Here is a 19,448-nt window from a genome sequence, read left to right on the forward strand (position 1 = left end):
TTAATCCTTCTTTTTAGAAAAGGTAGGTGGTTACACGCTTACCTTTTTTTATTTTCGCAATACTTCCTGTTTTTTACCACAGCCTTTTCGTTTTCAATCAGGTAAACCATTGCTTGCTTTGGAACGGGTAGGAAAAAGAGTACGGACTTTATCCGAAGGAAGCCGGTTCGCGGTTGCCCAATTGGTGTCATTAACGCCGTTTATCCGGAAATCGCCACCGAGCTGGTATAAATGTTTGAAATCAAGGCTTTTTTAATTACTTTGGTTCGGAAACTGACGCAGTCAGCAAAAATGTGTATGCGCCTTTTAGTAAAAAATATTCGTTACCCCCTTTCCTTCTTCTTGTTCCTCGGTCTGTTGGTTTGGGTGCTTCGTGTAATGCCTATTGAAAACAAGCATCGGGTCATTCCGGAATTTGTTCTTGGCGAACGAATCGATTACAACCGGGATATTCGTCCCATTGTCAATAACAAGTGCATTGCTTGTCATGGAGGGGTAAAAAAGTCCGGTGGATTCAGTCTTTTATTCGAAGACGAAGCACTCGCTGTCAACGAGTCCGGTGAGCGAGCCATTGTACCGGGAAATGTCTGGAAAAGTGAACTCATCAAACGGATCAAACACGAGGACCCGGAATACCGCATGCCGCTGGAGTCGGATCCTTTGTCCGAAGAGGAAATCGAACTATTTACCAAATGGATCAATCAGGGGGCTACCTGGGATGACCACTGGGCGTATAAGGCACCGCTTCCGCAAGAGGTTCCTTCTGCAGGTTCCGGATGGGCCATCAACGATATCGATCGATTTGTTGTCCAAAAACTGGAAGAAAAAAACCTGCGACCCAACCCCCTTTCGGATACGTATTCCCTCATCCGTCGGTTGAGTTTGGACCTTACTGGCTTGCCGCCAACCTTGGAAGCCGTACAGTCCTTCTCGGAAGACGGATCCGCAGATGCGTACGAGCGTCTGGTGGACCGCTTGCTCGCCTCCCCGGCCTATGGGGAACGCTGGGCGGCAATGTGGATGGATTTGGCCAGGTATGCGGATTCCAAGGGATACGAGGCAGATCGCCCCCGAAAGATCTGGAAATACCGGGATTGGCTGATACGCGCCTTCAATGATAACATGCCTTACGATCGTTTCATTACCGAACAGCTGGCAGGGGACCTGCTCCCCAATCCCACGGATGAAAATTACATTGCCACTGCCTTCCACCGCAATACGATGAACAACGACGAGGGTGGAACGGATAACGAAGAGTTTCGAGTGGCGGCCGTATTGGACCGGGTAAACACGACTTGGACCGTGGTACAGGGAACGACCATGGAATGCGTTCAGTGTCACAGCCACCCATACGACCCGATACGGCACGAGGATTACTACCGTAGTCTGGCCTTTTTTAATCAGACTGCCGATGCAGATATTCCAAGCGAAGCCCCCGTACTCGTCGAATTCAAATCCGAGGAAGATCAGCAAAAATTACAAAAAATTCAAACCTGGGTAACGGACGTGGCTGCAGGGAATCAGGCCTCAGCAGCGGATTATTTTACCGAACTTATCCGCCTGGGCGAACCCAAGCTTCATCCGCACTACTTTGAGCAAATGGACCGGGGTATACCCGTGAGAGGGACCGCTACTTTTAAAGTGGATCCCAAAATCCATTCGATTACGCGGCAACTCCCCTTTTCGGGGGAGGACCGGATGATGTTTAAGGTGCGCGTAGAGGGGGAGGCTGGTGCGATTCGCTTTCGGTTAGATAGCCTTCAGGGAAGGGAAGTAGCCGCCTGGGACGTTCGTGCCAAAACGAAAACCCGCTTTGATGAATCGAGGAAAAAGCAGGTCAGCTATTCGGTAAGCGAAGTGCTATCCATACCCCTTGAATCCCTGCAGGGAACGCACGATCTGTACCTGGTTTGGGAGGGCCCAGATGGTAAGGAGAGCACCTGCATCTTCGAATGGGTGATGCTGCACCATTCCCTTCCTGGCAAAGATCGGGCAGGGTATAAAGAAATGGAACAGACGTTCTATGAATTGTCTAATTCAGAAAAGGAAAAAGAGACGACGCCCGTGATGGTTTCCCTTCCGGAGCAATACCGACGCGAGACACGGATATTTGAAAAAGGTGCCTGGATGGTTCCGGGAGAACCTGTCAGCGCTGGCGTTCCGGCGATTTGGAACCCGTTTGATGAGGGCTATAGCCAAGACCGCCTGGGATTCAGTGAGTGGCTTTTCAGTCCCGATAATCCCTTGACGGCACGGGTAATGGTCAATCGGCTTTGGGAGCAATTGTTTGGCAGGGGCCTGGTATCGTCCCTGGAGGATTTTGGTTCACAGGGATTTGCTCCAACACACCCGGAATTATTGGACTGGTTGGCCTTGCGTTTTTCCCGGGACCTGAACTGGGACATCAAGCGATTGCTGAAAGAAATCGTGCTATCGGCCACCTATCGCCAGTCTTCTCATTTCAAAAATCCTCAAGAGGATTTGGATCCGCTGAATGAGTGGCTGTCCAGAGGGCCCCGGCTGCGGTTGACAGCAGAGCAGGTGAGGGATCAGGCATTGGCTGTTTCCGGATTGTTGAGTGACAAAATGTACGGGCCAAGTGTGATGCCGGAACAGCCGGAGGGAATCTGGCAGGTGGTTTACAGCGGGGATCAGTGGAGAACAAGCAAAGGAGAAGACAAGCACCGCAGGTCGCTGTATACCTTTTGGCGGAGAACCAGTCCGTACCCCTCCATTATAGCGTTTGATGCGCCAAGCAGGGAGTTCTGCCTGCCCAAACGGATCGCTACGAATACGCCCCTTCAGGCCCTGGTTACGCTCAATGATCCGGTATACCTGGAAGCGGCGGAAGCGATGGGAAGAAATGTGCTGGCAAACGCAACGTCAAACGATGAACGGCTGGCGCTGCTATATAGCCAGGCCACGGGAAGGGGGATCAGCGAGGAGAAGCTTTCGGACTTGCAGGTTTTGCTTGAGCAAAGTCGTGCATATTTTGACACACAGCCGGAGGCCGTGTGTCAATTAGTGGGAGAAGAAGACAAAGAATTGGCGGTCTATACCGTGGTAGCCAATGCGGTAATGAACCTGGATGAATTTCTAATGAAGTCATGAGTAAACGCATAAGTTTAGCCGACGAACAACGGTTCCGATACCTGCAAAGCAAAACCCGCAGGCATTTCCTGAAGCAGTGCACCACCGGATTGGGTGCCCTTGCCCTGGGAGGGATGATGGGCTGCCAGAGGTCCCCGGGCTTGGAGGCCTCCGGCCAGAAGGTGGAAAGCCTGCTCCGACAGGTACCTCATTTTGCACCCAAAGCCAAACGCATCATATACCTGCACATGGCCGGTGCTCCTTCCCAATTGGAGCTGTTTGATTACAAGCCCGAGTTGGCCAAATTGGACGGGAAGGATTGTCCCCAATCCCTACTGGAGGGAAAGAAATTTGCCTTTATTCAGGGCATTCCCAAGATGCTGGGGCCTCAGGCCGTATTTCGGCCCAGGGGGGAATCTGGTATGATGGTATCCGATAATTTGCCCCATTTTTCGACCATCGTCGATGACGTGACCCTGATCAAAACCATGCACACGGACGAATTTAACCACGCTCCTGCGCAGTTGCTCCTGCAGACCGGTTCGCCCAGGTTGGGGCGACCCAGCATGGGGAGCTGGGTTACCTACGGGTTGGGTTCCGAAAACGAGGATTTGCCTGGATTTATGGTATTGGTATCGGGAGGAAACACCCCGGATGCTGGCAAATCGGTATGGGGAAGTGGTTTTTTGCCTTCTGTATACCAGGGCGTGCAGTGCCGATCCGAAGGAGATCCGGTCCTCTACGTGACCAACCCCTCCGGAATGGACGGCTCCCTGCGCAAACAAACCATCGATGCCATTAACCGAATCAATGAAAAGGAATACCAGGAATTTGGTGATCCGGAGACCCTGACACGCATCTCCCAGTACGAAATGGCGTACCGCATGCAGACGTCCGTCCCTGAGGTGATGGACATCAAAGATGAGCCGGCTTATATCCACGAGATGTATGGAACCGAACCCGGTAAAACCTCCTTTGCCAACAATTGCCTGCTGGCCCGGCGACTGATTGAAAAAGGGGTTCGGTTTGTACAGTTGTTTGACTGGGGCTGGGACATGCACGGGGTAGCGGAGCGTGAATCGCTGGATAAAGGATTGACGATCAAATGCAAGCCTGTAGATCAGGCCATGACTGCGTTGGTGAAGGACCTAAAGCAGCGGGGCCTGCTGGACGAAACCCTGGTGGTTTGGGGAGGAGAATTTGGCCGGACACCCATGCAGGAAAACCGGGGCGGCCGGGAATGGCCGTACAAAGGCAGGGATCACCACACCGAGGCCTTTCCCATATGGATGGCCGGCGGAGGGGTGAAAGGAGGGTTTACGCTGGGAGAAACCGATGAAATCGGCTATTACGGGATTAAGGATAAAGTGCATGTGCATGATTTGCAGGCAAGTATTTTGCATTTGATGGGCATGGATCATGAAAAATTTACCTATTTTGCCCAGGGAAGGGATTTTAGGTTGACCGACGTGTCAGGAAAAGTAGTACATAAACTATTCGCATAAATTACATGGAGCAATCATCAGACATCATCATCTTTTTCGGGAGATTTCACCCCTTGTTTCTACATCTACCCATTGGCTTTTTAGCCTTGGGGTTTCTTATGGAATTCATGTCTCGCCGGGAGAAGTTTTCGTACCTGAAGCCTGCCATTGGCTTTGTACTCGGACTGGGAGCGCTTTCGGCGTTGCTTACAGCCATACTTGGACTGATGTTGGCCCAGGCGGGAGATTACGGTGAAGAGTTGTTGTTTATCCATCAGTGGTCCGGTATCCTCCTGGTGCTCTTTGCATTTGGTACCTGGTGGCTATATGGGCAAAAAGAAAAAAAGGCTAGCCTGAAAATCAACCGGGCCTACCTGGGTTCATTTTCGTTAATGATGGTTTTTTTGGCAGTGGCCGGTCATTATGGTGGATCGTTGACCCACGGGGCAAATTATCTTACACAATACCTGCCCAATGGAATCAAGCAACTGGCGGGGATGCCTGTGGAAGAAAAAGGTCCCAAATTAATTGAAAACCTGGACGAGGCCGTGGTGTATACCGATATCATCCATCCCATCATGGAGATTCGGTGCAATTCCTGTCACAATGCCAGTAAGAAAAAAGGAGATTTGCAGATGCATACCCGGGAAGCCCTGTTAAAAGGCGGGGAAAACGGTCCCATCTTCCTCGCGGGAAATGCCACGGAAAGCGAGATGATCAAGCGAATTCACCTGGATCCCAATCACGATGACCACATGCCTCCCAAGGGAAAATCCCAATTGACGGACGAACAGGTCCTGCTCCTGGAATGGTGGATCAACGAAGGAGCGCCTTTTGATAAAAAGGTCGCAGAACTTAAGGCAGATCAGGAGGTACAGTCGGTATTGCTCACCCTCGCCGATCCCAATGCAAACAAGTCTGCCGTGGAGATATTGCTCGCGGAAGGAACAACAGCCCCCGATCAGGAAAAGCTAAGGGCTTACGCCGAAAAGGGGATTTCCGTGAAGGCGCTTTCCAATGATTCGAATTGGTTGCAGGTGACCTTATATAAAAAAGATTCGGTAGATCAGGTATTGGAAAAACTAGCTGTAGATTTTCCCGAGCAAATCACCTGGCTTGATGCAAAAGATACGCCGTTGACCGATGCAGGCCTGGCTGCGGTTGGAAAGATGAAAAACCTTACCCGCCTGCGGGTAGAGAAAACGCGCATTTCCGACGCAGGGCTGGCGCATTTGGCTAGGCTGGAATACCTGGAATCCTTGAATCTCTATGGGACCGAGGTCAGTGATGCCGGGCTGGAACACCTGGCAGGATTGCCTAATTTGAGGCGTCTCTACGCATGGGAAACGGGTATCAGTAAGGAAGCCGTTGCAGAATTTATTGCTACAGGAGGGAAAGTCGATATCAATCTGGGCTACGAAGTTAACGTCATTGACTCGCTTAATGTAGAGGTAAAGCCAGTGGCCGTGAATAACTAGCCCTATTTCTCAAGTACCTCCCAGATGCGGTTCATAAACAGAAATGGTACCGGGCTCTGATCGGGGTTTTCTCCCAGCCGTACCAAAACCAGGCGTTCCGAGGGAACCACGCAAAGGAACTGCCCATCCCGGCCCATGGCGCAAACCATGTCCGAGGGTCCTTCTGGTATAAAACTTCCCGGGAAAGTGGTTTGCACACCGGGAAGCATAAAGCTTTCCTTGCCATTCAGCCACCAAAGGTAGCCGTAACTTTCGTTGTAGTCCTGAGAAGGCGAAAGCATCGCGGAGAAGTAGTTTTTGTCGCGAATGATCTCCTCTTGTTCCCATCGGCCTCCGGCGAGAATCATCAACCCAAACCGGGCCATGGAGCGTGCATCACTGAAAAACACCTGGTTGAATCCTATTTTCTGCCAAACACCGTTCATTCCTATCTTCGACCCGATTTTTTGGTGAAAAAAGTCGGGAAAGTTCGAACCGGTGGAACGGGTCAGGATGGAATCCAACAACGTGTAGGGTGCGTTGTGATAGGCCCAGCGTTTCCCGGGGTCGGTCAGGTACCGCAGGCTTTCGGGCCTGTAATCATCCGGATTGCTTGCGTCATCGTCCAGTCCCGTGGTCATGCTCAGGTGGTGGTGCACCTGAATACGGGTTTCTTTCTCGGTAGGAAGGCTACTCCATCCGGGACCCAGGATTTCACTGGTGGACGCGTTTAAGGAAAGGTATCCTTCCTCTTGGGCAATGCCGACCAATGTAGCCGTTAGTGTTTTTCCCGCAGAGGCCCAGTACCAGAAGGAACTTTGCTGAAAGGGTAGGTTGGAAGCCAGCCGGTTTCCGGAATAGAACTCCAGGGCGATTTTTCCATCTTTCAACAGGATAAAGGCTCTGCTGCCGTTCTCGACCAGCATCTTTTCCAGTTCTTGTACCTTCGCCTCCTCCAGCTGAATCGATGTGGTTTCCCAGTTCTCGGAAAGTAGCGGTGGAAAGTAAAGGTCGCTTGCCGGAAAAGGGTCGGGCGCAGGCTCTTGCTCGCAACCACAAAAAGTAAAAATCAAAAAACTGACAATGAGAGCACTGTTTTTCATTGCATATACGACTAATTGTATCAAAACTAACGATTTTTTGTGGGAATCGTATCAAGAAATCCTAGAGTCATTCTACCCGATCAAAACGGCTTCGGTGGTCAATTGATCTTTAACGGTAATCCGGTCGTACGTTGACCAATTGGCTGGCCCATAAAAACCGAACCGGCAAGCGTTTAAATTCCATAACCGATAGTAACCTACCTGTGCTGCAAGCCAACGAATGTGTTTTTTTAACCTCAATGTTTTTTGAAGCTAGTAATAGACAGGGAATTGCACAGCCAATTATCCGTTTTGTCACCTGCAAAGTCGGCGAAAAAAAGCGATTTTCACAACCCCTGTGCCTATATTTACGTCCAATAGCTGCACCGTTTTTTAACAGCCATACACTAATTATGAAAAAAGTACTCATTCCCATTGGTATCCTTGTTTTGATCGGCATCTTTGTATACAGCAAAGCCGTAGGGGTCTACAATACGTTTGTCCAAACCGAAGAATCCGTCAACGGTCAATGGGCCGAAGTGGAAACCCAGTACCAGCGCCGGGCAGACCTGATTCCAAACCTGGTGAACACCGTAAAGGGCTATGCCGACTTTGAACAGGAAACCTTGACGGGTGTCATCGAAGCCCGTGCGAAGGCCACTTCCATCACCTTGCAGGCAGATGACCTGAGTCCGGAAAATATTGCCCGATTTCAGGACGCGCAGGATCAACTCAGCGGATCGCTTAGCCGGTTGTTGGTGGCCGTGGAACGGTATCCGGACCTGAAAGCGAACCAAAACTTTCTCGAACTGCAAGCCCAGCTCGAAGGTACGGAAAACCGGATTGCCGTGGCGAGAAGAAACTTTAACCAATCCGTGCAAGGGTACAACGCCAACCTGCGGACCTTCCCCAATAATATCTTTGCCGGCTGGTATGGATTTGAACGAAAGGGATATTTCGAAGCCGCTGCAGGCGCTGAAAATGCACCTACGGTAGAATTTTAACGATAGGACATATGGCCGAGAAACTATTTAGTACAGCAGACCGGGCCATCATCACCGAGGCCATCCGGAACGCAGAAGCCAAAACATCCGGCGAAATCCAGGTTCACATCGAAAGCCACTGTAGCGGTGAAGTGCTGGACCGGGCTGCGGAAGTATTTGAAAAACTCAAAATGCACCGGACTACCTACCGCAACGCGGTGCTATTCTACCTGGCAGCAGAAGACCACAAATTTGCTATCTTGGGTGATGCAGGCATCAATCAAGTGGTACCGGAGAACTTCTGGGAAGCCATCAAGGATGAAATGGTGGTGCATTTTAAAAAGAGAGAATTCACCGAAGGACTTAGAAAAGGCATCGAACTATCCGGGCAACAGTTACAGCAACATTTTCCATTTGACCAAAAGGGGGATATTAACGAATTACCCAACGAAATTTCCTTTGACTAAGCTACCATGACCAACATACCGTTTTTTTCCTTATTGCTTACCTTATCCCTTTCATTTTCTGGCTGGGCGCAGGGAGATTTTCCGGAAAAACCCAATCCACCCCGTCTGGTAAATGATTTCTCTGAGACCCTTTCTGCACAGGAGATCAGACAGCTCGAAAACAAACTGGTTGCGTACGACGACAGCACCTCCACTCAGGTCAGCGTTGTTTTGATCAACTCCGTTGGGCCCTATGCGATCAGCGATTATGCCTTTCAACTGGGAGACAAATGGGGGATTGGAAGAAAGGACAAGGACAACGGCATCCTTATCCTCGCCGCGATGAAAGACCGCAAGGTGTTTATCGCGACGGGATACGGCATGGAAGGTGCCGTTCCCGATGCCTTGGCCAAGCGGATTGTCGAGCAGCTCATCGTGCCCAATTTCCGATCAGGGAATTATTTTGCCGGCCTGGATCAGGCCACGGATACGATCATTCAACTTGCGTCGGGAGAATACGATGCAGCGCAATTGTCTGAAACGGACCGACCAACTCCTGTGTTTCCCCTGGTACTGCTTTTTATGGGTGGCCTGCTGATTTTGACGCTGATCAAAAACCGACGGGATAATAACAATCACATGGGCGGAAAACGTGGAGTCGTGGACATCTTCACTACGCTGCTGCTCGCCAACATGCTTGGCGGCGGCCGGGGAAAATTCGGTGATTTTTCCTCCGGCCGGGGAAGCTTCGGTGGGGGAGGAGGAGGTTTCGGTGGCTTCGGTGGCGGCAGCTTTGGTGGCGGTGGTGCGGGTGGAAGCTGGTAAGCTAGAAATTGACATCCCGGCTATTTTTATCAGGCGGAAAAGCAAACGCAAGCGAATTTTCCGCCTCGTCCCGGAATGGGGCCCTGTTTCAAAGAAGGTCTTGCTTTAGGACTGGAAAACCTGGACCGTCATTAGAATACAAGCACATTAAATCAACAAAAACTTAGTTTTCAGTAACTAAGTGCAAGAGAATTTGCCTAATAGTCGTGGAAAGCGCATGCCCCCGGCAGCAATTTTTCATCTGAGTTCCGGGAAGTTATAATGGGCAAGGCAAATGTATTTAAATAAAGGAATAGTAAAGGACTGGTTTTTCCTTTTTCCATAAAATTATTCCTGGTAAATACTTAAATTACTGACAACTGCCCTGAAATTATCCCCTGCAACGAGCGAAATATGGTAATTTATTTCAATTGGGAAAGGTTTTGTTTACAAAAACATCGCTTTTGCCGATATAAGTAAATCATTCTATGAAATTATTGGGCTGAGGTGTCATTGCTAGAAATCAATTGAAAATAAACGTTCAAAATATGTTACTCCGAAAAAAAATTGTTCCCCTCTTCCTGGCCTTGCTAACCCCCTTTGGCTTTATTTCTGAATCTGAAAGTTGTACCCGGGAGGTGTATAAAGGGCCCAATAATACGGTGCTCACGGGCAGGACCATGGATTTTTCTATAGAAATTCCTGCCAATCAGTGGATTTTTCCCCGGGGAATAAAGCGCAGCGGGGAAGTAGGTAAAAACTCCATTGAATGGGTGTCCAAATACGGTAGCCTGGCGGTAAGCTCCTGGGATATTTCCACCACCGACGGAATGAACGAAAAGGGCTTGGTAGCCAACATGCTTTGGCTGGTGGAATCCACCTATCCTTCCTTCGATAAAGAAGGAAACAAGGAGGGCCTGGCCATTTCTCTCTGGGCGCAATACATGCTCGACAACTTTGCTTCCGTGGAGGAGGCGGTCGAAGCCATGCGGCAGGCTTCCTTTGCCATTGTTTCGGATTTTATACCCGGGACGAATAAATTCACTACCGTACACCTTTCCCTTTCCGATGCGACCGGCGACAGTGCCATTTTTGAATACATTGGTGGAAAACTAGTGATCCACCACGATGCCTCCTACCAGGTCATGACCAATGATCTGCCCTACGAGCAGCAGCTCGCCATTGGCAAGTACTGGGAAAACATTCCTGGCAAGACTTTTTTGCCCGGATCGGTCACCTCCTCCGACCGTTTTGTTCGGGCGTCTTTTTTCCTCAACTCCATTCCGCAGACGGACAACACCCGGGTGGCGGTAGCCAGCGTGTTTAGCGTTATCCGAAACGTATCCGTCCCTTATGGCTTCGAAATCGAAGGCTACCCCAATTTGTCTACCACCCGCTGGCGCATGGTGGCCGACCAGAAAAACCTGGTGTACTATTTTGAAACAGCGCTGACGCCCAATGCCTTTTGGGTGGATTTGAAGAAAATCGATTTTAACGAAAAAGCAGCGGTTCGAAAGCTGGATTTAGCCAACCACCGTACCTATTCCGGTGAAACCTCCGGTGATTTTAAGAAATCCCCACCTTTCCGGTTTATTGGGTTGTAAGGCGGCAGGTGTTCTAGTGAGGTAGGCACAGCGTTCGGTTTTCGCTTGAAAATCTCTTTTTGAAAATTAAAAAAACCGATTGGTGAGATGTTTTTTTGAAAAAAAGTAGGCCATTCCCTGGTAAGATTTACCTTTTTCGGTGTATTACCCTTGGGGGACAAGTGATTGTGCCGCCATTTTTGTCAGGTACCTCCTTCGTTGTGCCGGCAATCGGTTAATTGACAGAAGACCAACATAAAACGTCAGTTCATGAAAAAATTTGCATCCATTTGGCTGCTTGCCGTATTTATCTGGGGGCTGGTTTCCTGCTCAACGCAGGAGCAACAAATCCTGGACCTTTCACAGGCCGTGATTTTGGTTTCACCGCAGATTGCTGGCCCGATGCAGGAAACGGTGTCAACCATTTTGGTTGAAGAAATCGAAAACAGGAGCGGCATCCGGCTGGAATTGGGCAGTGATTGGGAATCCGATACCCAAATTGCCCTCGCGCTGTCCTCGGATGAAAGCTTGTATGGAAAGACCGTTCCTTCACGCAAGGGCTTCGATGCGCCTGAACAAGAGAAAGAGGGTTACCGTATTTTTCAAGAATCCAGCGAGGCAGGGAATACGTTCTGGGTGATCGGTGCGGATAGCCGGGGCATTTTGTATGGCATCGGCAAGCTGCTTCGAACGGCCCACCTGAGCGAGGGAACGGTTGCACTCAGCAGGGACATCGATTTTTCCGAATCCCCGCAGTATGGCCTTCGGGGACATCAGTTTGGGTACCGAAATACGGCCAATTCCTGGGATGCCTGGACGGTGGAGCAGTTTGATCAGCATTTTCGGGAGCAGGTGCTCTTTGGGGCCAATGCCTTTGAAAACATTCCTTTCCAGGAAGTGGGTTCCAGCCCGCACTTTAAGGTGAATCCGCAGCAAATGGAGGTGGAACTCAGCCGAATCTGTGAAAAATACGACGCCGATTATTGGGTTTGGACCCCGGCTCCCCGAGACCTGAGTGCGCCCGGAGCCCCTCGGGAGGGGCTTCAGAAACAGGAAGACTTTTATGCGCGTGTTCCCCGATTGAATGCAGTATTTGTTCCAGGTGGCGATCCCGGGGATAACCATCCTTCCGAGCTAATACCCTATCTGGAGGAGCTGTCGGCGGTGTTGCAGCAATACCATCCAGATGCAGGTATCTGGGTTTCCCTGCAGGGATTCAACGAAGAAAAAGTGCGGTATTTTTTTGACTACCTGCAGACCAATAATCCGGATTGGTTGGCCGGGGTGGTGAACGGGCCCAGTAGCCCGCCGGTTGCGCTGGAACGGGAACTCCTACCGGAAAAATACCTCCACCGGTTTTACCCCGATATTACCCATACCGTACGCTGCCATTATCCGGCAGAAAACTGGGATCAGGCTTATGCGCTGACCCTGGGCAGGGAACCCTGTAACCCCCAGCCGCAAATGTATACACGCTTGTTTAACCGGGACAGTCCCCATACCGATGGGTTTATTACGTATTCCGATGGTACGCATGACGATGTAAATAAAGCCGTCTGGAGCCAATTGGGTTGGGATCCCGGAAAAGATCCGGAAACCATTTTGCGGGAATATACCCGGTTTTTCTTTGGTGCGGAGCTGGCGGAAGAAGCCGCTCTGGGGATTTTCGCGCTGGAAGACAATTGGGATGGACCCATTTTGGAGAATCCAGACATAGAGAAAACGCTGGCCCTTTGGAAAAAATTGGAGGCAGAAAACCCCGAACTGGCCGGAAATTGGCGCTGGCAGCAATTGCTGATGCGGGCCCATTACGATGGATACATCAAAAAACGCCTGGCTTTTGAAAAAAAGCTGGAAACCGAGGCCTACGCCATTCTGGCCAAAGCCGACTCGATCGGGGCCGAACAAGCGATGGAGAAAGCTTTGCAACGCCTGCAAAAAGCGAAAACCGAGCCGGTTTCTCAGGACCTTAAGGAAAAAGTATTTGCTTACGGAGAAATGCTTTTCAAGAGCGTGGGGGCCCAGACTAGTGTGGAAAAATACGGTGCCAGTGGTGCCGAGCGGGGTGCTATTCTGGATTTTATCGATTACCCGCTCAACAACCGCTGGTGGTTGGAAGACGAGTTTGAAAAGGTACGTTCGCTGGGATCCGAGGCCGAAAAACTCGCCCGGTTGGACTTTATCCGAACCTACGAGTACCCGGGAGAAGGAAGCTTTTACGACAACGTCTCCAGCGCCGATGCCAAACACGTGACGTCCAAAACCGATGATGCCATCGACTTCTTGTGGGAAAACAACGGGATCAACCGCAAGCGCCTTTCCACGCAACTGTTCCAGTTTACCCCCACCTTGTCCTACGATGAGCTAGACCCGAATTCCGATTACCTCATTCGGGTTTCGGGCTATGGGGAAGCCCTCCTACGGGCCAATGGACAACGGCTTGCACCTACCATATACGAGAAGGGATACGAGGAATTCAAGGAATTTCCGCTTCCCAAGGAATTGATCTCGGATGGCAAATTGGAAATCAGCTTCGATAAGCCCGACGAAGAGCACCTGAACTGGCGCCAGCAATCGCGCGTAACGGATGTTTGGGTCATCAAACAATAAATGGTTAGTTAATTATTTCAGGCCGGAAAGGAGTTTATTCTTTATAATGCATATAAAAAAAATCAAATTTCTGATCTCATTTCTCAGAGCGAATAACCACTTGATGAACTGTGCGACTATCTGGTTAAAAATACATAATTGGGATTTTAAGAATAGGTTTTCGGTTTCCCAGGTTTTTTTGGTCCGATTTAGACCTTTTTTCTAATCCACTACACGTATTGCAAATCTACCATAGAATACGTATTTTTGGTAAAAAGCACATGCATACGAAATTAACTTTAAGCATTGAGAAGGTGATCATTAAGACAGCGAAAGACTATGCAAAAGAAAAAGGGCAGAGCCTTTCCGACCTGGTTGAAAATTACTTCAAGCTGATTGCCATTAGCCGAAAGAAGATTCAACCCAACCAATTGTCTCCAAGGATCCAAAGGTTAAGAGGGATCATTCAGGTAGACAGTGATTTTAATTACAAGGAAGTACTAAACGAAGAATTATCCAAACAGCATGGCCGCTAGGATTTTTTTAGATTCAGATGTGGTAATCGATTTTTTCACAGATCGGGAACCGTTTGCGAATCCGGCAAGTGAAATATTTGATTTAAATGAACGAGGCCAGTTGCAACTTTTTATTTCGGCAGTTAGTATTAATAATATTTAGTTTATCGTAAGGAAATACCTGGACCATAAAAGAGCCATTCTAATAATTGAAGAACTCACGGCTATGATTCAAATAGCAGGACCAACCCGAAATGAAATTATTCAAGCATTGAAAAATAATTTTAAGGATTTTGAAGATTCAATTCAATACTCCACGGCTTTGTCGATAGAGGGAATAGAAGCGATACTTACCCGCAATGTAAAAGATTATTTGAACTCGGAGATCGCGGTATTTTCTCCGGAAAATTATTTGAAATCAAGAGCAATCTAGTACAAACCAGGTTTGAGAATAACTACGAGGAATTCAAGCAAATACTCAATCGATAGCTGAGTGGCAGTTCAGAGTCTGGAAAAGTTTATTGGTACCTTATAATTACACCATCTTTAATAAATTCAGACCATGGTGAGAGCGGTGTCAAATAAAAGAGAATTGCTTTCATTCTTTATACAGCGCACCTGAAACCTGACGCCCATAAACAAAATAATGAATCTGACTAACGGCATTACCGAACTTGTAGAAGCCGGTGTGATTTCTCCCGAAACAGCCGCCAGTATACGGGCGTATTACAGGGAAAAAGGCGGACAGTCAAGCAATCGGCTATTTGTCGCCTTTGGGATAATTGGCGCGGTATTGGTTGGCCTTGGAATCATCTTGGTACTTGCGCACAATTGGGATGCGTTTTCGCGAACGGTAAAAACCTATTGGGCCTTTCTTCCGCTGCTCGTCGGACAGATTCTAGGTGGATTTGTGCTGCTAAAAAAACCGGTGAGTGTGGCATGGCGTGAAAGTAGCGCAGCTTTTTTGTTTTTCACTGTGGGAGCAAGCCTATCACTCCTTAGTCAGATTTACCACCTACCGGGAGAATTGAGCGTATTCCTGCTTACCTGGATGCTGCTTTGCCTCCCATTGATCTATGTGATGCAATCGTCCATCACTTCCCTACTTTACCTGATCGGAATTACCTTCTATGCTGCCGAGACAAGCTACTGGACCTACCCAGGCACCGAAGCCTATTATTACTGGCTACTATTGCTGTCTATCATGCCTCATTATTACCTGCTGGGTAGGAAAAATCCAGAAAGTAATTTCATGATTTTCCATAATTGGATCCTTCCGCTTTCAGTGATCATTACCCTGGGGACGATTGCAGGTACCGTAGATGAACTAATGATTCCGGCTTATTTTAGCCTTTTTGGGCTTAGTTATTGGATAGGGGAGCTGGACTTTTTTGCCAGGCAGAAGCTGATAAACAACGGGTACACGGTTCTGGGATTCGTGGGGACAATGGTGCTACTGCTGACGGTAAGTTTTGGTTGGTTCTGGGAGCACTTGAGAAACGAAGATTTCACTTGGAACGAGGTCATTGCATCACCGGAATTTCTGGCAGCGGTCGTACTCACCGTACTTGGGGCCAGCCTACTTGTCCTGCACCTGAAAAACAAATCATGGAAGGAAGCCAAGCCAATGGGGGTTGTTTTTATTTTATTTATTCCCATTTTCATTAGTGGGCTATCCTCATCCCTTTCCGTCCTGTTCGTTAATCTATTGGTTTGTGCAATCGGTATTTTTAACATCAGAGATGGCGGCAGGTTAAACAACTTAGGGACATTGAACCTGGGTTTGCTGATAATTGTCGCTTTGGTGGTTTGTCGGTTCTTCGATACGAATTTAAGTTTTATCCTAAGAGGAGGCTTGTTTGTTTTGGTTGGCATTGGCTTCATCGTTGCCAATTTCTGGATGCTCAAAAAGAGAAAATCAAATGAGTAGCAAAAAGATCGCATTGCTTGCATTTGTTTGTATCGCCCTGGTGCAGTTGTATGTGCCGGCCAGAATGATTCTTGACAGGGAAGACATTCTGAGTACCGGGAAGGAATATAGATTCAAGACCCAGCCAATTGACCCCAATGACCCATTTAGAGGAAGATTTATAGCGCTTTACTACGAAGAAGCGGTGATTGCGGTTCAAAACGAGGCGGATTGGCTGCCCGGTGAAACGATTTTTGTGCTGCTGACAAGGGACAACGAAGGATTTGCCAAAACGCAGGGCGTTTCAAAGGAACCCCCCACTATGAATCGAGACTTTTTGAAAGCCAAGGTGGCTTACGTGACGGATAACGGCACAAACAAGCTAACGCTTGACTACCCATTCGACCGGTACTACATGGAAGAATCAAAAGCGTACGATGCCGAATTGGCTTACCGTGAATCCCAGCTGGACACCACGCAGACGGCCTATGCGGTGGTACGTATCAAATCAGGAGAAGCGGTTTTACAAGAGGTGGTGATTAATGGGGTTCCTATCCGGGAATTGGTACTAAACAGGCAGAACCATCAAGAATAGACGAAGGCAGGAAATAGGGCGGTGCCATTTACTTTGTAGTGCACGGCTATGGTTTCTTATTCCGCAATGAATAATGGCAACATCAGTAGTACCTGCACATTTACAATCTTCCGAAAGGGGGTACATGGGTATTTCGAATTAAGGGAGCTGCATACACCAACTGGGGTAGTAGTCCCGGGTAATGGATGTAGGGCTGATCAGGCATAGAATGGAACGTCTTATGCAAAAGCAAACCAGGCTATCAAATAGCTGCCGAAAAGGCGGGAAGCAACTGTTTAGTGGGTGTTTTCTTAGGTTCTGAACAAGATAATTACTGATTCCGATGGTTTTATGATCCTAAGTTCTTAATTTAAATCCGGAAATTGAGGATCAAGAGGGGGGCAAAGGATTCGTTTACAAGCAACGCCGCTGCCTTCAGGAGATAGCGTTATATGGTGTTACTTACTGTTTTACATACAACCAACTTCCAATTATATGCCAACAGTTTTGCGAATAGGCCCTTTCCGGTTTTTCTTCTTCAGCAATGAAGGAAACGAACCTCCCCATATTCATGTTGAATCAGGTGAAGGCTATGCGAAATTTTGGCTGGAACCGGTTGAATTAGCTAATTCAACAAATTTTAGTGCACCTGAATTAAATAAATTACGTAAATTAACAGAGGAACACAAAGAGTTAATACTAAAGAACTGGCATGAGTACTTTAACGGATAAAAAAATCAATAGAGCCAAAAAAGTCTGGTTTACGGAAGAAAGGCTTTATGTACTTTTGGAAGATGGAAGAGAAATCGGTACTCCAATTGAATGGTTTCCCAAACTTCGGCACGCTTCAAAAGAACATTTAAATAATTGGAGGTTAATTGGAGGAGGAATTGGAATTCACTGGGAAGGCCTTGATGAAGATCTCTCAGTTAATGGATTATTAAAATAAGGGAATGTTAGCTCAACGCTGTCTGGCTTCCCTTCGGGGGCCAGCCTCACAGCCGGATCATGATGCCATGCTACCGTTCTTAGCAAAACCGTTGCCTCCAAGCCATTTGCGTCTCAATCAATACTTTTCGGTTTTAACTGTAATCTAATCAGCTATAAAACACTGCATTTCTGTACAGTTTCGAAAAAATCGCCTCTTGACCCTGGTCAATACAGGCTTCCAAGCTTAGTTGTTAAGTGCGGCGGCACGTACGTCTATATTTCTGGTAAGTCGAACCAACCCCATTCCTACGATGCCCTTAAACCAAACGGAACGCCAGATTTTACGCACACACCTCATCGAATCGCTAAGTGGCGAAAAAGCACACATGACTTTCGATAGGGCCGTGACCGACTTTCCGCTGGAGGCCATCAATAAAAAAGTTTCGGGCATTCCCCATTCTCCCTGGTTCCTGGTAGAACACATGCGAAGGGCGCAGCGGGATATCATCGAATTTATAAACAACCCCAACTACCGGGAAAGGAAATGGCCGGAGGACTATTGGCCAACATCCGAAGCAGATCCGCATACCTGGAACCAATCTACAGAAGGTTTTTTTGCCGACCGAAAAGAACTGATCCAGCTGGTAGAAGATGATTCAATTGACCTGTTTGCCCCCATTGCGCATGCTCCGGATTACACGATACTCCGGGAAATTATCCTCATGGCCAATCACCACTCCTACCATACCGGGCAATTGATATATCTCAAACGAATTTTCGATGAATGTCGGTAACCTTTTTCCACAGGCGCTGTACCGGCAAGCCTTACGTTTGATGAGCGTAGTTTTGCCGGTACCCGATGCCTTCCGTTCCTTTCTGCAATTTCCAGGTATGCAGGGCATGAGGTTTGGAACCCAACGTTCGAATAAATTCCCTGCAGGTATTGGCATGGCGGCGTCCGTATGGCTACTTTTCTTTGTAGGGGGTTTTTCCAGTTCCGCTCAAACGGCAGATTCCGCAAGCCACGAAGGTGCGCCCAAAGCAAGGCTCACAGTAGTGGCCGGTACCGGGGTCCTGGGCTTTACTGCTGGCCTGCTTTATCTATCCGAGATTTGGTATGCAGATAGCCAACGCGTCCCTTTTCAATTCTACAGGGACCACACCGGTTGGTTGCAGATGGACAAGTTTGCCCATAGCTATGTGGCGTATCAGCAGAGTTATTGGGGATACGAAGCCTTGCGCTGGGCGGGCGTAAGCAGGTCAAAAGCATTGTGGATAGGTGGTTCATTGGGATTTGTTCTGCAACTACCTATCGAACTGTTTGACGGCATGTACGAAGGATACGGATTTTCCTGGTCTGATGTGGCCGCCAACACGGTAGGATCGGCAATTTTTATTGGCCAGGAAATGGCATGGGGTGAGCAACGCATGCTTCCCAAATTCTCTTTTTACCCCTCACCGTACGCGTCTTTACGTCCCGGCACACTAGGTAGGACGCTTGGGGCCCAACTTGTGCAGGATTACAATGCACAAACGTATTGGTTTTCTTTCAGCCCGGGTAGTTTCTTTGATTGGGACAACTGGCCGCCATGGCTATGCCTGTCAATAGGGTACAGCGGGGAAGGAATGCTGGGGGAATTTGAAAATCCCGATTTTATCAACGGTGAGTCGGTTAAGCACATATACCGGTATCGGCAGTACTTTATCAGCCTTGATATGGATTTGCGCAAGATCAAAACCCGACATGGATTTCTTAAAGGACTTTTTCATGCCATGAACATGATCAAGATTCCGGCGCCCGCTATGGAGTTCAATACAAAAAACGGCCTGCGTTTTAGACCCGTATATTACTGAGGGTACTATTGCCGGAGACGTAATCAGTTTTGCCGGAGCCGTCGCTATTCCTGCATCGAACGCATGATTTTTGGGTACCGAACGAACGTGGAGGGAAAAAATAAGTATCGGTAGCCTCATAGAGGGTATTTTAATGCGGCATTCCCAG

The 19,448-nt window shown here is 48.5% G+C and carries 17 protein-coding genes; 16 read left to right on the top strand and 1 reads right to left on the bottom strand.

Translation table 11 applies throughout. From position 1 onward, the window contains the following. Positions 1-297 precede the first annotated feature (297 nt). From GCU44_RS04565 to GCU44_RS04575, 3 genes are read left to right on the top strand one after another with little or no spacing between them, the layout of a single operon-like run. Positions 298-3,111, top strand: coding sequence for a DUF1553 domain-containing protein (locus GCU44_RS04565; RefSeq protein WP_154854377.1), 2,814 nt, complete (start codon positions 298-300; stop codon positions 3,109-3,111). After that, entirely contained in the window at positions 3,108-4,595 is a 1,488-nt protein-coding gene (locus tag GCU44_RS04570) for a DUF1501 domain-containing protein (RefSeq protein WP_154854380.1), read from the top strand. Before GCU44_RS04565 ends, GCU44_RS04570 begins: the two co-directional genes overlap by 4 nt. A gap of 5 nt (positions 4,596-4,600) precedes the next feature. After that, on the top strand, positions 4,601-6,052 hold the full coding sequence (locus GCU44_RS04575; protein ID WP_154854383.1) for a c-type cytochrome domain-containing protein: 1,452 nt from the start codon (positions 4,601-4,603) through the stop codon (positions 6,050-6,052). A 2-nt stretch (positions 6,053-6,054) separates the two neighbouring features. Here GCU44_RS04575 and GCU44_RS04580 read toward each other — a convergent pair whose 3' ends face one another. Continuing rightward, the gene (locus GCU44_RS04580; protein WP_154854386.1) at positions 6,055-7,134 is read right to left on the bottom strand and encodes a serine hydrolase domain-containing protein; all 1,080 of its coding nucleotides are present in this window, start codon (positions 7,132-7,134) and stop codon (positions 6,055-6,057) included. A 392-nt stretch (positions 7,135-7,526) separates the two neighbouring features. Between GCU44_RS04580 and GCU44_RS04585 the strand changes: the two genes are divergently transcribed. From GCU44_RS04585 to GCU44_RS04645, 13 genes are all read left to right on the top strand, one after another. Further along, complete coding sequence (locus GCU44_RS04585) at positions 7,527-8,117, top strand: LemA family protein (protein WP_092168468.1); 591 nt, start codon at positions 7,527-7,529, stop codon at positions 8,115-8,117. 11 nt (positions 8,118-8,128) lie between these two features. Continuing rightward, positions 8,129-8,563: a TPM domain-containing protein gene (locus GCU44_RS04590; protein WP_154854388.1), complete on the top strand. Its 435-nt coding sequence runs from the start codon at positions 8,129-8,131 to the stop codon at positions 8,561-8,563. A 6-nt stretch (positions 8,564-8,569) separates the two neighbouring features. Next, positions 8,570-9,367 carry a TPM domain-containing protein gene (locus GCU44_RS04595; RefSeq protein WP_154854391.1) on the top strand — a complete coding sequence of 266 codons (798 nt, stop codon included), beginning with the start codon at positions 8,570-8,572 and terminating at the stop codon, positions 9,365-9,367. 527 nt (positions 9,368-9,894) lie between these two features. After that, positions 9,895-10,950 carry a linear amide C-N hydrolase gene (locus GCU44_RS04600; protein WP_154854394.1) on the top strand — a complete coding sequence of 352 codons (1,056 nt, stop codon included), beginning with the start codon at positions 9,895-9,897 and terminating at the stop codon, positions 10,948-10,950. A 249-nt stretch (positions 10,951-11,199) separates the two neighbouring features. Beyond that, positions 11,200-13,539, top strand: coding sequence for a hypothetical protein (locus tag GCU44_RS04605; protein ID WP_154854396.1), 2,340 nt, complete (start codon positions 11,200-11,202; stop codon positions 13,537-13,539). Between the two features lie 260 nt (positions 13,540-13,799). Then, on the top strand, positions 13,800-14,054 hold the full coding sequence (locus GCU44_RS04610; protein WP_154854399.1) for a DUF6364 family protein: 255 nt from the start codon (positions 13,800-13,802) through the stop codon (positions 14,052-14,054). Between the two features lie 205 nt (positions 14,055-14,259). Further along, positions 14,260-14,466, top strand: a complete 207-nt coding sequence (locus GCU44_RS23165; RefSeq protein ID WP_206670806.1) for a twitching motility protein PilT — start codon at positions 14,260-14,262, stop codon at positions 14,464-14,466. Positions 14,467-14,679: 213 nt separating this feature from the next. After that, on the top strand, positions 14,680-15,963 hold the full coding sequence (locus GCU44_RS04620; protein ID WP_154854402.1) for a DUF2157 domain-containing protein: 1,284 nt from the start codon (positions 14,680-14,682) through the stop codon (positions 15,961-15,963). Next, positions 15,956-16,537 (top strand): GDYXXLXY domain-containing protein, encoded by a 582-nt coding sequence (locus GCU44_RS04625; RefSeq protein WP_154854405.1) that lies wholly within the window; start codon positions 15,956-15,958, stop codon positions 16,535-16,537. The genes GCU44_RS04620 and GCU44_RS04625 overlap by 8 nt, the downstream gene beginning before the upstream one ends. Before the next feature lie 474 nt (positions 16,538-17,011). Beyond that, the gene (locus GCU44_RS04630; RefSeq protein WP_154854408.1) at positions 17,012-17,248 is read left to right on the top strand and encodes a DUF4160 domain-containing protein; all 237 of its coding nucleotides are present in this window, start codon (positions 17,012-17,014) and stop codon (positions 17,246-17,248) included. After that, on the top strand, positions 17,229-17,465 hold the full coding sequence (locus tag GCU44_RS04635; RefSeq protein ID WP_154854411.1) for a DUF2442 domain-containing protein: 237 nt from the start codon (positions 17,229-17,231) through the stop codon (positions 17,463-17,465). Before GCU44_RS04630 ends, GCU44_RS04635 begins: the two co-directional genes overlap by 20 nt. Before the next feature lie 292 nt (positions 17,466-17,757). After that, positions 17,758-18,240, top strand: coding sequence for a DinB family protein (locus GCU44_RS04640; protein WP_154854414.1), 483 nt, complete (start codon positions 17,758-17,760; stop codon positions 18,238-18,240). Next, complete coding sequence (locus tag GCU44_RS04645) at positions 18,227-19,300, top strand: DUF2279 domain-containing protein (protein ID WP_154854417.1); 1,074 nt, start codon at positions 18,227-18,229, stop codon at positions 19,298-19,300. The genes GCU44_RS04640 and GCU44_RS04645 overlap by 14 nt, the downstream gene beginning before the upstream one ends. Positions 19,301-19,448: the final 148 nt, after the last annotated feature.

Source organism: Cyclobacterium xiamenense (assembly GCF_009467825.1).
Taxonomy (GTDB): Bacteria; Bacteroidota; Bacteroidia; order Cytophagales; family Cyclobacteriaceae; genus Cyclobacterium; species Cyclobacterium xiamenense.

What these genes read in the sequence shown, in the direction of transcription:
- GCU44_RS04565 (WP_154854377.1), top strand. Translation starts at nt 298, where the DNA reads ATGCGCCTTTTAGTAAAAAATATTCGTTACCCCCTTTCCTTCTTCTTG.
- GCU44_RS04570 (WP_154854380.1), top strand. Translation starts at nt 3,108, where the DNA reads ATGAGTAAACGCATAAGTTTAGCCGACGAACAACGGTTCCGATACCTG.
- GCU44_RS04575 (WP_154854383.1), top strand. Translation starts at nt 4,601, where the DNA reads ATGGAGCAATCATCAGACATCATCATCTTTTTCGGGAGATTTCACCCC.
- GCU44_RS04580 (WP_154854386.1), bottom strand. Translation starts at nt 7,134, where the DNA reads ATGAAAAACAGTGCTCTCATTGTCAGTTTTTTGATTTTTACTTTTTGT.
- GCU44_RS04585 (WP_092168468.1), top strand. Translation starts at nt 7,527, where the DNA reads ATGAAAAAAGTACTCATTCCCATTGGTATCCTTGTTTTGATCGGCATC.
- GCU44_RS04590 (WP_154854388.1), top strand. Translation starts at nt 8,129, where the DNA reads ATGGCCGAGAAACTATTTAGTACAGCAGACCGGGCCATCATCACCGAG.
- GCU44_RS04595 (WP_154854391.1), top strand. Translation starts at nt 8,570, where the DNA reads ATGACCAACATACCGTTTTTTTCCTTATTGCTTACCTTATCCCTTTCA.
- GCU44_RS04600 (WP_154854394.1), top strand. Translation starts at nt 9,895, where the DNA reads ATGTTACTCCGAAAAAAAATTGTTCCCCTCTTCCTGGCCTTGCTAACC.
- GCU44_RS04605 (WP_154854396.1), top strand. Translation starts at nt 11,200, where the DNA reads ATGAAAAAATTTGCATCCATTTGGCTGCTTGCCGTATTTATCTGGGGG.
- GCU44_RS04610 (WP_154854399.1), top strand. Translation starts at nt 13,800, where the DNA reads ATGCATACGAAATTAACTTTAAGCATTGAGAAGGTGATCATTAAGACA.
- GCU44_RS23165 (WP_206670806.1), top strand. Translation starts at nt 14,260, where the DNA reads ATGATTCAAATAGCAGGACCAACCCGAAATGAAATTATTCAAGCATTG.
- GCU44_RS04620 (WP_154854402.1), top strand. Translation starts at nt 14,680, where the DNA reads ATGAATCTGACTAACGGCATTACCGAACTTGTAGAAGCCGGTGTGATT.
- GCU44_RS04625 (WP_154854405.1), top strand. Translation starts at nt 15,956, where the DNA reads ATGAGTAGCAAAAAGATCGCATTGCTTGCATTTGTTTGTATCGCCCTG.
- GCU44_RS04630 (WP_154854408.1), top strand. Translation starts at nt 17,012, where the DNA reads ATGCCAACAGTTTTGCGAATAGGCCCTTTCCGGTTTTTCTTCTTCAGC.
- GCU44_RS04635 (WP_154854411.1), top strand. Translation starts at nt 17,229, where the DNA reads ATGAGTACTTTAACGGATAAAAAAATCAATAGAGCCAAAAAAGTCTGG.
- GCU44_RS04640 (WP_154854414.1), top strand. Translation starts at nt 17,758, where the DNA reads ATGCCCTTAAACCAAACGGAACGCCAGATTTTACGCACACACCTCATC.
- GCU44_RS04645 (WP_154854417.1), top strand. Translation starts at nt 18,227, where the DNA reads ATGAATGTCGGTAACCTTTTTCCACAGGCGCTGTACCGGCAAGCCTTA.